18 protein-coding genes are annotated in these 14,703 nt (G+C 53.9%); 11 read left to right on the top strand and 7 right to left on the bottom strand.

Annotation, left to right across the window (positions count from 1 at the left end; genetic code table 11):
- Positions 1-3: 3 nt before the first annotated feature.
- From AC2GXZ_RS28740 to AC2GXZ_RS28725, 4 genes are all read left to right on the top strand, one after another.
- Positions 4-426 carry a hypothetical protein gene (locus AC2GXZ_RS28740; RefSeq protein WP_483762682.1) on the top strand — a complete coding sequence of 141 codons (423 nt, stop codon included), beginning with the start codon at positions 4-6 and terminating at the stop codon, positions 424-426.
- A complete protein-coding gene (locus AC2GXZ_RS28735) occupies positions 419-3,394 on the top strand; it encodes a hypothetical protein (RefSeq protein WP_483762681.1) in 2,976 nt (991 codons plus the stop codon). Before AC2GXZ_RS28740 ends, AC2GXZ_RS28735 begins: the two co-directional genes overlap by 8 nt.
- Positions 3,395-3,513: 119 nt before the next feature.
- Positions 3,514-3,957: a hypothetical protein gene (locus AC2GXZ_RS28730; protein ID WP_483762680.1), complete on the top strand. Its 444-nt coding sequence runs from the start codon at positions 3,514-3,516 to the stop codon at positions 3,955-3,957.
- A gap of 122 nt (positions 3,958-4,079) precedes the next feature.
- On the top strand, positions 4,080-4,613 hold the full coding sequence (locus AC2GXZ_RS28725) for a hypothetical protein (RefSeq protein WP_483762679.1): 534 nt from the start codon (positions 4,080-4,082) through the stop codon (positions 4,611-4,613).
- Between the two features lie 398 nt (positions 4,614-5,011).
- Here AC2GXZ_RS28725 and AC2GXZ_RS28720 read toward each other — a convergent pair whose 3' ends face one another.
- Together AC2GXZ_RS28720 and AC2GXZ_RS28715 are read right to left on the bottom strand one after the other, a co-directional pair.
- Complete coding sequence (locus AC2GXZ_RS28720) at positions 5,012-6,715, bottom strand: secretion/conjugation apparatus DotM-related subunit (protein WP_483762678.1); 1,704 nt, start codon at positions 6,713-6,715, stop codon at positions 5,012-5,014.
- 54 nt (positions 6,716-6,769) lie between these two features.
- Complete coding sequence (locus AC2GXZ_RS28715) at positions 6,770-7,156, bottom strand: hypothetical protein (protein WP_483762677.1); 387 nt, start codon at positions 7,154-7,156, stop codon at positions 6,770-6,772.
- A 34-nt stretch (positions 7,157-7,190) separates the two neighbouring features.
- Between AC2GXZ_RS28715 and AC2GXZ_RS28710 the strand changes: the two genes are divergently transcribed.
- The 6 genes from AC2GXZ_RS28710 to AC2GXZ_RS28685 all read left to right on the top strand — a co-directional run bounded on the left by AC2GXZ_RS28710 (position 7,191) and on the right by AC2GXZ_RS28685 (position 12,339).
- On the top strand, positions 7,191-7,838 hold the full coding sequence (locus tag AC2GXZ_RS28710) for a hypothetical protein (protein ID WP_483762676.1): 648 nt from the start codon (positions 7,191-7,193) through the stop codon (positions 7,836-7,838).
- Positions 7,839-7,848: 10 nt separating this feature from the next.
- Positions 7,849-9,399, top strand: a complete 1,551-nt coding sequence (locus tag AC2GXZ_RS28705; protein WP_483762675.1) for a M23 family metallopeptidase — start codon at positions 7,849-7,851, stop codon at positions 9,397-9,399.
- Positions 9,396-9,788, top strand: a complete 393-nt coding sequence (locus AC2GXZ_RS28700) for a hypothetical protein (RefSeq protein WP_483762674.1) — start codon at positions 9,396-9,398, stop codon at positions 9,786-9,788. Before AC2GXZ_RS28705 ends, AC2GXZ_RS28700 begins: the two co-directional genes overlap by 4 nt.
- 8 nt (positions 9,789-9,796) lie before the next feature.
- Positions 9,797-11,407 carry an apolipoprotein N-acyltransferase gene (gene lnt / locus AC2GXZ_RS28695; protein WP_483762673.1) on the top strand — a complete coding sequence of 537 codons (1,611 nt, stop codon included), beginning with the start codon at positions 9,797-9,799 and terminating at the stop codon, positions 11,405-11,407.
- A gap of 15 nt (positions 11,408-11,422) precedes the next feature.
- Complete coding sequence (locus tag AC2GXZ_RS28690; RefSeq protein WP_483762672.1) at positions 11,423-11,740, top strand: hypothetical protein; 318 nt, start codon at positions 11,423-11,425, stop codon at positions 11,738-11,740.
- Between the two features lie 275 nt (positions 11,741-12,015).
- On the top strand, positions 12,016-12,339 hold the full coding sequence (locus AC2GXZ_RS28685) for a hypothetical protein (protein ID WP_483762671.1): 324 nt from the start codon (positions 12,016-12,018) through the stop codon (positions 12,337-12,339).
- On the opposite strand, the gene AC2GXZ_RS28680 is transcribed toward AC2GXZ_RS28685, so the two are convergent.
- Both AC2GXZ_RS28680 and AC2GXZ_RS28675 read right to left on the bottom strand, forming a co-directional pair.
- A complete protein-coding gene (locus AC2GXZ_RS28680) occupies positions 12,332-12,556 on the bottom strand; it encodes a hypothetical protein (protein WP_483762670.1) in 225 nt (74 codons plus the stop codon). The genes AC2GXZ_RS28685 and AC2GXZ_RS28680 overlap by 8 nt on opposite strands.
- A 12-nt stretch (positions 12,557-12,568) precedes the next feature.
- The gene (locus tag AC2GXZ_RS28675; protein ID WP_483762669.1) at positions 12,569-12,865 is read right to left on the bottom strand and encodes a hypothetical protein; all 297 of its coding nucleotides are present in this window, start codon (positions 12,863-12,865) and stop codon (positions 12,569-12,571) included.
- A gap of 287 nt (positions 12,866-13,152) precedes the next feature.
- Here AC2GXZ_RS28675 and AC2GXZ_RS28670 point away from each other — a divergent pair, with 287 nt between their 5' ends.
- The gene (locus AC2GXZ_RS28670; RefSeq protein WP_483762668.1) at positions 13,153-13,770 is read left to right on the top strand and encodes a TetR/AcrR family transcriptional regulator; all 618 of its coding nucleotides are present in this window, start codon (positions 13,153-13,155) and stop codon (positions 13,768-13,770) included.
- A gap of 14 nt (positions 13,771-13,784) precedes the next feature.
- Here the strand turns inward: AC2GXZ_RS28670 and AC2GXZ_RS28665 are convergent, their stop codons facing one another.
- The 3 genes from AC2GXZ_RS28665 to AC2GXZ_RS28655 all read right to left on the bottom strand — a co-directional run.
- Positions 13,785-14,012, bottom strand: coding sequence for a hypothetical protein (locus AC2GXZ_RS28665; protein WP_483762667.1), 228 nt, complete (start codon positions 14,010-14,012; stop codon positions 13,785-13,787).
- A 71-nt stretch (positions 14,013-14,083) separates the two neighbouring features.
- Complete coding sequence (locus AC2GXZ_RS28660) at positions 14,084-14,413, bottom strand: hypothetical protein (RefSeq protein ID WP_483762666.1); 330 nt, start codon at positions 14,411-14,413, stop codon at positions 14,084-14,086.
- A partial coding sequence (locus AC2GXZ_RS28655; RefSeq protein ID WP_483762665.1) for a hypothetical protein occupies positions 14,410-14,703 on the bottom strand: 294 nt, incomplete at its 5' end. The genes AC2GXZ_RS28660 and AC2GXZ_RS28655, both read right to left, overlap by 4 nt.

The following is a 14,703-nucleotide window of genomic DNA, read 5'->3' as shown; positions in this document are numbered from 1 at the left end:
AGGATGGCTGATCTGTCGAGGCGCAAGAAAATCTATCTCGGTTCTCGGGATCGAGAAGAGAAGGCGGATGACACTCATCTCGTGCGCAAGCTGGTCCGAGCCGTGTTCGAAAAGGGTGTAGAGCGGCAGTCGGTAGGCAAGGCCCTGCCAGACAGCTTCATCGATCTGTTTGGGGCCGACGCCACGATTTCGACAGCCGTTCGCGCAGGTGATGCCGACGCGTTTCGTTATGCAAGCGAGGGTGGAGCGATCTCGAATAGGGAACGACTTCTCCTTGACGTGCTGTCCGGTCGAACCGAAGCAAAAATTACATCGACAGAAGGCATCAAGGAAAGCCTTCTGTCCAACATCTTCTGCATCTCCGCTGTCGACAACCCCGTCGACCTCGCGAACAAACAGAAAGCGGAGGGAGGCGACAATGTCTAAATTCTCTGACGATTACTGCCATCTGTCCGGATTTGATCCTGATATCGACCAGCCAGTGTTTTACGCTCATGACGGTAGCGAATGCACAATTCTTGAAGTGCAGGGGATGCGAGACATCCTTTCGACCGATGAGGCCACAACAGCGCTCCGAGATTTCTTTGGCAACGAAATTGGTCCCCTGCTGAAAAAAAATGGGCACTTCATTTCAGTCTCACATGAGACTTCGGGAAACACCCTCCAGCAGGTTGAAAGATTGTTTCGCCCTATCAGGGATGCCGCCAAAATCAAGGAATTGTCTGTCGAAGTGCTCGTGAACGAGGCCTTTGAGCTGACCCTCAAAAGAGCGCGATATTCGAAAACACTCGTGGCATGTTGGACTAAACCTGATGCTGTATTGAAGGGTGACCTGAAAGAGGCCCGGAGCGATAACAAAAAGGCGCGGTCTGATCTCCCTCCAGCGGTTAAAGCGATGCAGCCTTTTTCGAGGCTCGAACCCATCTCGGCCGAGCATGGAGCGTTTGTCGGTCGTGTTGCATCGGCCTTGGATGCTTCCGGTGTTCAGGTAATTGAATTGGGGCCGGATGAGGATGGCCATCGGCCCGACCTAGCGGAAGTCCGCAAAGGTCTCCTCTTTCATGAAACACCTGATAACTGGAAGCCATTCGGCCCTGGTGATCGCAAGTATCCAGGCGTGAAGTCTGCCTACGACAGTGACCTTTCTGAATTTTTTGCGCCACCATTGTCGATGCAGATCATGTCTGCCGGCATGATCGCGAAAAACAACATGCGGTCGCTGCAACTCGGCGGGCGTGCATACGCCCTTGCTGCCATGCAGCTATTCCCTCGGACGATGTATCCATTCAACGACCTGATGGCGTCGATCAAAAATGGCGCAGATCCGGCAATGCCTATGCGCGTGTCGTTCCACATCGAGGGGGGGCCTTTTAATGTAGGCTTGAAGCAGGTTCTGGCTTCATTCGCGTCGTTGACGGGACCGAAGTCCAAAAACCTGTTTTTAAATCTTAAAGAGATGTCGCGTGTCGCTCAGCAGGATCGCGAAACATTCGTTAAATGCTGGATTGTCGCCTGCACCTGGCGGGAGCCGAATGAGAGCGAGGAAACGCTTGAGCGCCGCCGCTCCTACCTTATCCGCTCCATGATGGGGTGGGGCGATGCCCAGGTGAGTGACACGACCAAAAACCCGATGATGTCATTGGCTGAGACTGTCCCTGGGATGGTAAAGCGGGTGGATTCGATCAAGCCGACATTCGTTCCGATGGGCGACATGTCGATGATCATGCCTTTCCACTCGTCGGCGCCAGTTTTTGAGCGTGGGGAGACCATCTTCACCACGACAGAAGGTAAGATTGCCCCTCATAATGCGTTCTCCTCGGATCAGAACTATTGGCTGACGTTGATCTTTGCGACGCCGGGTGCTGGTAAGTCGGTTCTGATGAACCGCCTTAATTACGAGTTTACGGCCCATTCGAAGGGTCGAACAATGCCGTTTGTGTGCGTCATCGATATCGGCGTTTCATCGTCGGGCTTCATCCGCTTGATCCAAGAGGCTCTGCCCGAAGACCGTCGCCACGAAGCATACTACCGCCGCCTCTTCAACGATCGCGACAACGCTGTCAATTTCCTCGATATTGGCCTTGGCCGGCGCTCTCCGCTGTCCCGAGAGAAGAAGTTTATCGAGCGTTTTCTTGTCACATTGATTGGCGACGAGACCCGCCAGCAGCACTATGAGCAGATTGTTCAGAAGGTTGTGACCCGCATCTTTCAGCTCAAGAGCGATCTTGAGATATCATCGTCTCCAAACACATGGGAGGCCGGACAAGATCCGCGTATCGACGAGGCTTGCGAGAAGCATGGCATCCCTCTTTCTTCCCGCGAGAAGTGGTGGAGCATTGTCGATAAGCTCGTAGAAAAAAAGGACTTTGTTTCGGCAATACGTGCTCAACGGCATGCTATGCCGCTCCTTCAGGACGTGGCTCGCGTCCTCAGCGAGCAGAATATCATTTCTGAATTTGACGAATCTGCCGTGAAGTTCATGAAGCAAGCGATCAACTCAGCTATTGAGCGATACCCGATTTTCAGTTTTCCGACGAAGCTTGATTTCGGCGAAGCGCGGGTGATTTCTGTCGATTTGAATGACGTGAAGCAGGACGGCCAGGATGCAGCGTCCTACCGCAACAACTCGCTCATGTACATGATTGCCCGCCACCTGTTCGTTCAAAAAATTGGCGGTGACGCTGAGGAAATATCCAGCATGGATTTCCCTCGGCCGATGCGGGCGCTCTATCAGACATATTGGGAACGCCGATACGAGGATATTGCCGAAACACCGAAGCGCCTGTGCTTCGACGAATACCATATGACAGGTGGCGCGGGCGGTATTGCGGAGCAGGTCCTGGCCGACGTTCGCGTCGGCCGTAAGTGGGGCATGGAGATCATCCTTGCTTCTCAGTTGCTGCGTGACTTCGAAATCATGCAAAACATGGCCAGCACGATCTTCATCCTTAAAGCAGAAACGAATGAACTGCGTGAGCAGATCCAGAATACGTTCGGCTTTTCTGACGCCGTGAAAGAGCAGCTTTACAAGCACGTCCACGGCACAGGGAAGAAAAATGCGGACGGCGTTAACTTCCTCGCCAACTATAAGCTGAAACAGGCTGAGCGATGGATTGTTCTCAATAACTTCCTCGGGCCGACGCTTTTATGGGCGCTAACGACGAGAGCGCAGGACAGAAACGTCCGAGAGGAATGTTACAAACGGTTCACGGTCAATGAGGCGTTGAGCATGCTCGCTCTACGTTATCCAGAAGGAACAGTTGGGCAGGATTGGGACGTTATGGCCAACGCAAATAACGTTGATGAGACTTCCATTGCCCGTCGTCTTGTCGATAGACTTATCGTTGAATCCGTTAATGATAGGCGTAAACGTGAGTCAGCTGAAATTGCATAACGTATAGGTCGGAAAAATCACGTTGAAAATATGATTAAATGGCTCTATGGATCGTAACGGTATCAGTGAGCGCATTTGTTAACGTCACATTCAACGTGAATCGATCGATGAGAGGGATTATGATGATCATCCGAAAGGGTTACGAGGCGGGCGAACGCGCCCATGCACTACTTTTTAAGGGCGCGATGACGTTCTTGGCGCTGCCGGCAATGATGTCGTCAGTGGTAACCTCTGTCGCGAATGCCCAGGACGTTGATCCGTCCGCACCGCTGGACGTTTTGAAGACCGCACGCGACACGGCGCAGAACTCGAACATGAACGTCGAGGACGTTACGACAACCGGTACCAACGTTCTCAATATCATTCTCATCATCTTCGGTGTTCTCGGTGTCGCCCTTGCTGGCATCTCTACCTACAAGCTTTATTCGAACATCCAGCAGGGCGAGCAGGCTCGCGGCAGCAACATGTCCTATATTGTCGGTCTGATTGTTGGATCGATGCTGACCATCCTCGCCATCATCGTCGGTCTCGTCACTACATACGCAACGGGATCGGGCGGCTAATTCAAGATCCTCCCAAGCTTGAATTTATAGACCCGGCGCAGGCGACTGCGGCGGGTTCTTTGTTTTTGGGGAGCCAGGTGCTACATATTGGAAGAATTCGAACTTGGAGACCTCGTCTCGCGATGCCTTCTGAAGAAAAAACACCGCACCCGAAACTCGCCGCTTACATCGAGAATGTGGTTTCCCGCGCTTTCTCAAAAGGCGTTTTGGATAACAATTATGGATCAGCAGCTCGTTTTGCCGAGCTTCTTGGTCCCGAGGTAAGCCGTCAGTTGGTCTGGTCTTGGATCTGGCAGTATGACGGTGTTCCGAGGAATCGAATCAATCAGCTCAAGTCGTTGAATGCCAGTGTCGGCATCGAGATGTCTGACGATGAACTCGAACAGTTGATGCAGCCTCGTAAGGAAGACCTGAAGCCGGCGCAGCTCCTTTTCGAAGAAGTCGAGCGCTCCGTCATCGAGAGCAAGCAGCAGAGCCACGTCGTTCGCAAACGGATCGCGGATTACATGGGGGTCACAACGCGCACTCTTTTCCGTTATAAAGCGGAGGGTGATATTCCGAAAACCAAGCAACCTAAGCTGAAAGAAGCTCTCACGTCGCTCAATATCAATGTGAGAGCTGAGGTGATGACGGCTGTCTTTGGGGAAGGCGCATAGTCTAAAGATCCAGCCAAGCTGCCAAGCCTTGGCTCACAATTTTAGACGCGAATGGTGCGCCGGCAGTGGGGCATGTATCCCCATCGCAACCTGCCCCTTTAGGCGGGCGACAGAAGACGATTTGGACGTGTTTCCCAACGCGTTTTAGGATCTCCGTCGCAATGCCCCGTCGTTGGTAGGCTCGCATGCCATCGGGACCATCCATGATCATGCCCGTGACGAGATACCGGTCGTCTAAGCCGTCACTGCGGTCGCCTTCGATAAGCTTAAAGGAAATACTGCCAATCCTCTCTCGATCGGCACCGGTCGTCCAGGCGACCATCTCGGCTGAAAACGTCCACTCAAGATAGACGATCCTACCATCGGCGAGAATCAGCGGCCCATTCATCTGAGCGGCCTCAGTATTCGCCGCCAGTTGGCGCGTGGTTCCCCTCTATCGCTCCATCGGACAATTCCTTTTTGGTGATCTCGTCCTGCTTCTGTTGAGCTTTCTGGGCGAAATCCTTTGCAAGCGATCTGACGGTGGCTTCGATCTGAGGACGGGCAGCGGCGGTCTTCTGTCTGGCGCTGCGTTCGGTTTGGATCATGACAAACTTACGTCGCATGTCGTCTGTGATGTACTTGCTTGCTTCAACACGAACCCCTTCAACGGCCGACACCAGGTAGGGTCGTGTTAGCGGCATGCCGCTCTTCAGTTCTGTTTGTACGTGGTCGAACATTCCCGCCACTTCCGGTGTTGGTGTGTTCATTCCGGTTACGCGAAGGAAGCTCCAAAGCGGATAGTCATAGAAGCGCATCCAGCGAAAAAGGGATGGCGGGAGCGTGCCGCCCGCACGCGTCTCGTTGAGCAAGATCGAGACGAGGCCAAATTGATAGCCATTTGACCTGAGCAGCCTCTGGATCTCGACCGTGACGCTACGTTCCTGCTTTTTTTGGATCTGGTTGTATTTTGCAAGTTCGAGCTGAGATAGGTCGCTATGCTTCTTGATCTTGCCTTTGTGGTCTTTGATATTCACCAGGCGTTCAGGCGACACGTCTCCAAACTCCGTCAGAATCCGGTGAAGCTCCTTGCGGGCACGTTGGGTTGTCTTGAAGGCCTCGCCACGGCTAACCTGCCGGCCAGCGAGATCAACCTCCTCATTGAGCCATTCAGGCAATGTGAGGACTTTCAGGTCTTTCTTTTTAGGGTAAGCAGCCTTGGCGGATTCCAGCCGAAGTCGTTTATCGTCCTCGTCCATGTAGCCAAGAACGAGGAGAGACCCCAGGCTCTTCTTGCCCTTGTTGATCTCGCGCCATATGTCTTTCAGGTATTCCTCAATCTCGGCATTGGTGGCCTCGAAATCATCTGTTTCCATGGTGTCGAGAGCGTAGAGGCGGGCGACAGACGCATAAACTATTGAAACAACATGCCATGGGAGGGCGTCGATCGCGCCATGAATGGCATCCTTATTGCGGAACGGAAAGTTCTTCCGCGCAAACGGGTTTAGGGGTCCGAAGTCTCGGACCAATCTTGCCGTTACGAGGTCTTCGTTGATCTTCCAGCCCGTAAGAGCGCCGGGATCCGTGAGTGTATCGCCTTGATGGATGCCCTCGATCGCATCGACTTCCAGCAGCAGCTCCAATGCCGTCATCGGCATTCGAGCCGGTCCTCTCGATACTGAGTAGTCTTCTGCCACTTTGAAATCGAGGAAGAACTGGTTGGCCGGGAACGACGCGGCCTGTAGCTTCATCACGTCGGTATAGCCAAGAGGCTTCTTATGCTGAACCTTGGCTCGGATGTGCTTCTCGCTGACCTTGTGGTGGGCGATCAGGCCGAGCATGAATATCATGACGGCAAAAACAACGTTGAACGTCACACTGCTCTGAAAGATTGAGCCAAAGGCGAATTTGCTGCCGAAGGGCATTCGCCAAAAATACTGACCCCAGCCTGTGAATAACCACCCGCCACCGGTTTCAACAATTCGTACCCAGGCATAGGCCTTGCCAATCATAGGAGATGCCACCCACCAAAGAAGGCTGAGCATCCCAACGATCACACCGACTAGAATGGTGATAATCAGGAATTCGCTGTGTTGAGGAGCGTTTCCGTTGTTCTGAGACATGGTCTATTCCTGTTCGCAAGTCGATTACGAACTTATAGGAACGTTGTCGCAATCTCAATCGATAGTGAACATCGATGTTTTTAGCATAAAGGAAAACAATGTACGCATACCGATGGAATTGAAGCGGCGAATATAGCCAGACTCCAGAAGGATGGTCAGTTGATTTGTGACTGAGTTCGCCGAAACGAATTCGAGGTCGCGGCGTATATCGTCTCTAGTGCTGGTCGAAATGAATGAAGCATATGTTCCAGGCTGCAAAAATGACAAATCGGAACGATGAAAATCATCTTCAACGCCTGAACTATGGATAAACAGCTCGCAGTTGGCTATCATGTGTAACAGAACGCGGGTCTCTGAGCGCCCTAAACGCTTATCAGCAGCGATCTCAGCTAGAGCTGATCGGTTTACATTGAAATCGTGGTGGGGCACTTGGTCATTCATATGCGTTTTTTGACTGAAAAATCCGGAGTTTCTGATGGTTGAGGATCATATAGCGCGCAGAAAATTACGTCTACACAAGCTCAGGTTCCTCAGCTTTGGAGCAATTGTTCTATCGGCTCTTAATATAGGGTTTACTTTTGGGCCAAGTCCCGCCGCCGCTCAGGAAGAAGGTGGATGGGTGGCGCTTAAAGAGACCAAAACTGAAGTCCAGCCAGGCGATAGCGACCTCGTTCGCATTTGGAAGGACGTAATGGACGCTGAGGCAGAGAAAATCCGTTCAGCCGGCGGGAAGCTCTTCGTCAAAGGTCAAGAAACAACGCTGCCCGCTGGCGGATACCGCCCTTCGAACTTCCTCTCTACCGAGTTTCAGACAGATCAGGCGACCTACATCGTCTCAATCATGCTCCAGCGGCCCCCAGGTTGTGACAACGGAGAAAATGGTGCTGACGTAACGGCCATCCATTCTGTGTGCCCTGCGCGACTGACTGTGTTGCCAAAAAATGGGTCGGAAGCTTCGACGACCGAGATGCCAGGCGCGTGTGGCATCTGGCCGAGCATGCAGGTTGAGCCGCAGGCGAACACAGGAAGCTTCGCTCGTATCGAGGGCGACACCATCCAGCTCGAGGCGATTCAGGCTGACACGACTGTGCCTGGTTGCGAAGTTTCGTTCCCATTGAAATAGAGGGCGACCAATGCGTCAGTTCATACAGACAGCTATTCTCGCGGCGGTTGCCTTGCTTTTCTTTGTCGCGCCGTCCCAGGCAGTGTCATATCTAGCGCCGAACACACAATACAGCCAAGCGCAGATCCAAAGCATGTTCGAGAACAGCGGGAACTCGTATCTGGCCCAAAATGCATCGACCTTCGCGGCGATGTCCTACAACGTCGAGAGTGGCGGCGGGAACTCTGCGATCTATAACGGTTCTTGTTGCACCGGTCTCATGCAGATGAACCAAGGCAACCTCGCGACATTCTGCAACTGCACCTCTGCGGAGTATGCCGCAATGAGCGGTCAGCAGCAGATCAATGTTTACGCGAAATATTACGACTCGATAGCAGGAGCGAGTTCGGTTCAGACCCTCCTCGATATGCAAGCCAATGGCGAGAGCATCGGCGGCTACAAGGTCGATTCAGCGATGGTAGCGGCTTGTATCCAGCTTGGTGTGGGGAATTGCCAAAAATCTATCAATAACGGTTGCGTCGGCGTGTCGTCGTCAGCGGGCGGCGACGGGAGCGTCAATATATGCACGATGGCTGCAAAAGCATCGGGGACGACGGGTGGAGGCGGGAGCACAGGCGGGGGGCAGATGGCCTGCCTCGTTCCGCTCATGAAGGATAGCGGCATGCAGCTCATGTCGCCCTACGGAGCCGATCGGTCGAGCCGACCAGGAGCGTCGAAGGGTATGCACCAGGGCCTCGACATCGTAAACGGTTTCACCGGGGGCAATGTCGAGAACAATCCCATTTATGCTGGCCATGCTGGAAAGACCACCTTCCGTCTCAATGGCGCAGGCGGGAATTGGGTTTCTGTGCGGGCTGAAAACGACCAGTACAATACTGTCTACTATCACTTGGCCCATAAAGACCTGGACACCTTCCGCCAGAAAAACCCGACCGTTAAAGCCGGAGATACCATCGGCTACATGGGGAATACCGGCACCAGCGGCGAAGGACATGGAACGGGGGGAACGCACCTTCACCTGGGCATGACTGTTCGAGGGTCGGTCCTTCAATCAGCTGGCGCGGGCGGACGCGTTATGGCGACGGGTGCATGCCCAACATGCGGCACCAAATCGAGACCACCTTTGTCGGCGAGCGAGATCTCCAGCGCCGCTAACGATAGCTGGTATTTCGTCAACCCTGAACCCTTCTTGGATAAGCAGATTCCGGTGCCGGCAGCGCTACAGTCAGGGTATCCTGGCTATTTTTCCGAACGGGCAGATCCATCGAAAACGCTTCCGACAACCTGCTCTCTCGATCCGGCAATCGCAACCAGCCAGCCAATGAGCACTGGTTCGGGTACATCCGTTTCCAATGCTGAGTCTGGCCTTGGCTCGTATAGGAACGAGGGCGAAGATTTCGCATCAAGCCAGGTCTCTGGAGACACGAGGTCGATCTATCTTGATTTTGCTCGTGTTGCCCTCGATGAGGCGCAGGCGGCTTCTTTGGGGATGTCGGCTCAAAATCAGCTTGCATCCGCTGTGGCTCACATGATCATCAACGAGCAGAGGACAAAGCGATGAGATCCGGCATCAAAATTGCTGCCGCTATCGCTGTTGTTAGCCCGTCGCTCCTCATGGCAAATGCCGCTTTGGCTTCGCGTGATGTTCCCTGGGCTGACGGCTACTATACTCCTCGCAACCAGGTCGCGAGCTGCGCAGACCCTAATTTCGAGGTTTACGATTGGGTTTTGCGGTTCCAGAAAAAAGGCCGCGCCGAGATGGGGACGAGCGAGGGCGTCTGCACGGTCTCTCAGTTCAAGAGCAAGGGCGGTGGCCTTTTTGAATCTCGGCTAGACTGCGATTCACAAGGAGAGCAATCCACGTCGAGCATGAGTTTTCGAACTGATAGCTCGATGAAGATCATCGAGATCGACGGCCAGCCTTACGCGTTCTGTGCGCCCTTGAAATAGGGACGCCTATGAAAGAGATGAGATCGCTGAAGCGCTGGCCGCTTGCTATAGCCTGTTTGGCACTAGGCGCTGCGTTGACGGTAATCCATGCGCCCCTGTCGATCGCGGCCGCGATCTTCCTGATCTTTCCTGCCATCCTCCGGGTGATGGATATCGCCGCTGGCCGGTCGAGCGGCGTCGTAGGGAAAGCCTGGCGCGGCTTTGGGGTCGGTTGGCTATTTGGGTACGGATATTTCTTTCTTGGGCTCTTATGGCTTGGAGAGGCCTATTCCATCGCTCCTGGGGATGGTTGGAAGTATCCAGTCTTAGCTTTCGGATTTCCGGTTTACCTAGCCCTTTTCTATGGGGTCGGTTTCGCGATCGCTGGAGCACTATGGACAAACACCGTCTGGCGGATCTTCGCCCTTGGTCTGGCATTTTTTGTTGCTGAGTGGTTGCGAGGCACGGTGCTGACCGGCTTCACGCTGATGGCGGTAGGTGAGGTCGTGCTTTTCAGCAAGATGGTCACGCCCATCCTTGGCGCCATTGGTGTTGTTGGGGCGAATGGTCTTATCCCTGTGGTTGGCTGCCTGCCGCTTGTTTTGGTGTCCCTATGGGCGGGACGGACATCTTCATGGACCGTGGCCGCAATTTTTCTGATTATTTTGGGAGGTGGCTTTCTATACGTTCTGGCCGGCCGATCCACGACAGAAGGCAGACCCATGGCTGATGTCAGGATACTGCAGACGGCCTTTACACCTCCGCAAAAGTGGAACCCCGATCTCGCCGTGAGGGCGGCGAACCTGGCCTCGATGGTCGAGCTGACAAATCAACCGCGGGAAGACGGTTCACGGCCGACGCATGTCATCTGGCCCGAGACGGCATTTGCCCTCTTTCCCGAGATGGAACCTAAAGTGGTGAATGATGTGGTGTCCCAATTGGTGGGGTCCCCAACTTTCGTTGCTGGTGGGATGCGTTCGGAACAAACCGCAGTAGGCGTGCGGGTGTTCAATACGGTCTTCACCGGTCGATCGGGAAAGTGGTTCTCGATCTACGACAAGCAGCACCTGATCCCATCTGAGGAGTTCATTCCTTGGCGCGGCCTGTTCGACGCGCTCGGTATCGCCGACTGGATCATCCCCGCTGCTGATTACTCTCTTGAGTGGGGCACCAGGTCAAAAGCCGTCAGCATTCCTAATGCCGCGCCGGCGCTGCTGGCTATCTGTTTCGAAGTGCTGTTTTCCGGCGACATCGTTTCTGCCTATAACGAGGCACCGATTAAACCCGAATGGATGGTCGTCGTTTCAGATAATTCCTGGTTCGTCCTCACGCAGGGGTCCGAGATCCTTTTGGCTCAGTCCCGCCTCAGAGCAGCAGAAATGGGCATGCCTCTCGTCCAATCAGCAAACCATGGGATTTCTGCGATCATCGATTCAGATGGAAGCGTGCTGCAGCAGATTGGTCTTGGTAAAGCAGGCGTGATCGACGCGAAGATATCAGGTGGGGCATCTGGAACATTCTATTCTGAAAACCCCCGGCTGGTTTGGTGGCTCATTCTGGTAGGTCTGGCATCTTTTGGCGCGGTGGGGCTTCTCTCGGGGCGAAGAGATTTCACGCTTGGACCTGTTATCAGTACCTAATGGAAAGGATCTCCTATGAGAAAGCTCGCAGTCTTCGCATGTGCAATGTGGGGCGCCTTTACTATAGTGCCCGCTTGGGCGCAGACGTCTGCCCCCACAGAGGCGGAGGCTCTTTCCGCCTATCAGAAAGCATATTCTCGCAACCCTATGCAGTATGAGCGCGGTTCCGAGAAATACATCACGATAGCTCTCGGCGAATGTGAAAAAGATGCTGCTGGTCCCGGCGTCTCTTGTATGTTGGCGATAAAATATAATCCGGGCGCTCGTCCGATTGATCGTGTCATCAACTTTTCAAAGTCTGCTTCAGGCGAGTGGGTTGCTCTGAGCTTCTGATATCCAACCTGCAAGGGGGCGTTGTCCATGAACTGGTTGCGAGATTGCTTTCGGGGATGCGGCAAGCTCCCTCACCTCGGCGAGCATCCAGGGACACGAGTGATGGGCCTTTTCACCGCAATAGGCGCGCTCGCTGGTGCCACAAATCAAGGTTCGCTCATGGCGTCGCTGGTTGGCGCGGTGGTGATGTGGATAGGTATGGGGCCAATGTACTTTTTTGGTGCTTGGCGGCGGTGTAAACTGAGCGACAGGCTCAATGATCAAAGGAAGTCGGTATGACCGAGAATGGACAGGCCTGCGTGTTGATCCTCACCGACGCCGAACGTGATCTGGTGGTATCAGCGCTCGGTGCTGAAGGTTCGGAGCAGTCTGTGGTGCTGGCAAGGCAAATTGCAGGGAGGAGTTTGCCTCTGGAGCTGATGACAAAAACCGTCACCGCGTCCTTCCACGCTCTCAGGAGCTATCAGCACCACAATGCGTCACAGGATCTTGCTGAAGACATCGCCAATGTTTGCGAGCGCGCTTTGGGGGAAATTGAAGAGCGTTTACCGAAAGGGTCGACGCTCAGCATGCATAACGGAGTGGTGACGCTTAGTTAGTCGCTCCAGATCGTGCCGCTTCAGCAATCGCCTTCAGGCGATGCGACATTGCCAGAGCGTCGAACTTCTCGCCTGCACCCTCTGCATTAAGGCGCTTTTTGGCCTCGTCCGGAAGCTTCATCCAAATGGCTGAGAAGTCGACATCTACCTCTTGCCAGAGGTCGGCGGCGGCATCGAGCGCTTCAACCGCGCTTTTTTTGTCGGTAATTTCGGTCATGCTCGTCCTCGCTTAGATATTTGGGCCGTCGTTTTCAGGCTCAGCCTGCGGCGATGTTCTGCTGGCGGAGAAAGCGGCATCGTCCTTGTCTTGCCGTTCGGTGAGAATCGTTTCGGCCACCAATTTAATCTTATTTGCCCAATGGTGTGGGTCCATATCATTATTTGGGTCGGCTTTATCAATAAGGTCCATGACATGCTGATCGAAATGAGGATATGCGGCTTGCAACAGGCGATCTATTTCCTTCAGCTTGTCGGCGATAAGGTCTAACTTCGCTGACGCTTCGTATTCGTCGTACTTCACAGCCATTGAAGTCCCTCTTTTGAACGTTCATGACGCAGCTGGTGCGGTTCGTTTGTTGAAAAATCATATTATCGTTTGCCCAATAAATCAAAGTCAACGTTTAACAGACGGGTGGTTGGGCAGATAGACGGTGCCTATAAAACTCTTTTACGTTACGGGAGGTCACATCTCACTTGCGGACGACTGACGAAAGAAACTATCTGATTGCACATTGATTCGTGGAGCTGACTGCCCGGTTGTGGCTATCTCGTAGGGGTTTTTCCCTTCTCGCATATTAAGGGATAAGAACTATAATGGGCCTCATGACGAGTGGTGTAAAATCAGAGACAGAAAAGCAAATCCTTGCGGCCGCAAGCCAACTTCTCGAAACAAAAGGCGAGAAGGGGCTTACAGCTAGAGCCGTTTGCCAAGTTGTGAATGTAAAACAACCCACGCTATACCATTACTTCGGCAGCAAAGACGGCCTTTTGCATGCTCTGGTAGTTGATGGGATTTCTGACTTCATCGCGTTTAAAAAAACATCCGGCGACGTTGCTGACCCGATCGAGGGGCTTATGTTGGGCTGGAATGCCTTTCTCGATTATAGTGCAATGCATCCTCAACTGATGAAGATGATCCATCGCACAGTAAGTCAGTGCCCGGATGCAACGACCTCGGCCATGGCGACGGCACGCGACAAATTACTGCGACTTGAGCAGGATGGCTGTCTTCAGATCGACGTTGATGTAGCGATCGATATGCTGCTTTTGGTGGCGCATGGCACCTTGGCTCTCTGGACGCAGGGGAAGTCCCTCGCTTCCGTCAGAGAGAGCGCTACGCGGTCGTTCGAGGCAGTGCTTAGCGTCATCGTTCGGGATTACAGGCCGTCGTTCCAGGTTGATGGCCCTTCGGACGTTCTGGAAGTGGCTTGAGGGGACGCTGCCCCTCAGTCCGCGTCCTCCCGAGTTTCCTCCTCCATCGAGAGGTAGGCATTTTGCGAAAGAGCTTCGCACTCATCGATCGACAGTCCGAGATCGAGGCGGGCATGGTGAAGAAGATCGTTGATCAGATCCTTCACGTCGGTGACGGGCTCATCCTTGCCGCGCATCGCACGGTAAGCATCAAGGGCTTTTTCGGCCCATGCTGCGCGATTTTTGTTTGTTGGTATAGGCATGTCGGCTCTCCGAGTGGTGCGAGATGGTACCACGAGGTACCGGGTGGTATGATATAGCGCTGCGCGGTGCGTTATGGCTTCCAGCGCTCGGCCATTATGGTCGAGTAGTTTTTCCCGCCTGAGCCCTTGGCTATCGCCGCGTCCAGCGCTTTCCAATCAATGGGCGACCTCGGCCGCTTGTTTGGGTCCATTCGAGCACACAGCGCGCCGTAGGCGAGCAGGAGCGCATCGAAGATGGGGTTTTCTGCCTCAGCAAGCGGAGCGTGGCACAGAGCGCCGCAGCTTGGGCACTCACCAGCGGGCATGATTTCACCTGGCATTACCCGTTCGGAGATGTCGCGGATCTCGCACAGCTCGTCCTCAACGAAGCCGCTGGAGCAATTTTGGCATATATATTTCATCGGGTGATCTCCGTCAGGCGGAAGTCCGCATAGTTTCGGTCGAACGTGATTGCGAGGTTGCGCCAACTGAGTTGCTGGTTGGCCTCTCCATGGATTCTCTCCTGCGCATCCATCGCGATGGTGCGGAGTCCGTCCATATCGCTATCTTCCCAATTGCCTTCTGTATCGAGGAGCAGGGATGTGGCGGCGTCTGTCGCCGCCAGAAGGGCAGTCAGCGCCTCTGCAATCCGCTTCGCAGCTTCCTTGATCGCGAGTTCTTCTCGGGCGGCCGCATTATCGGAGATATGTTC

Source organism: Aliirhizobium sp. YIM B11859 (genome assembly GCF_057163345.1).
Note: the sequence above shows the minus strand (reverse complement) of the source record. Positions and strands in the feature narration are given on the sequence as shown.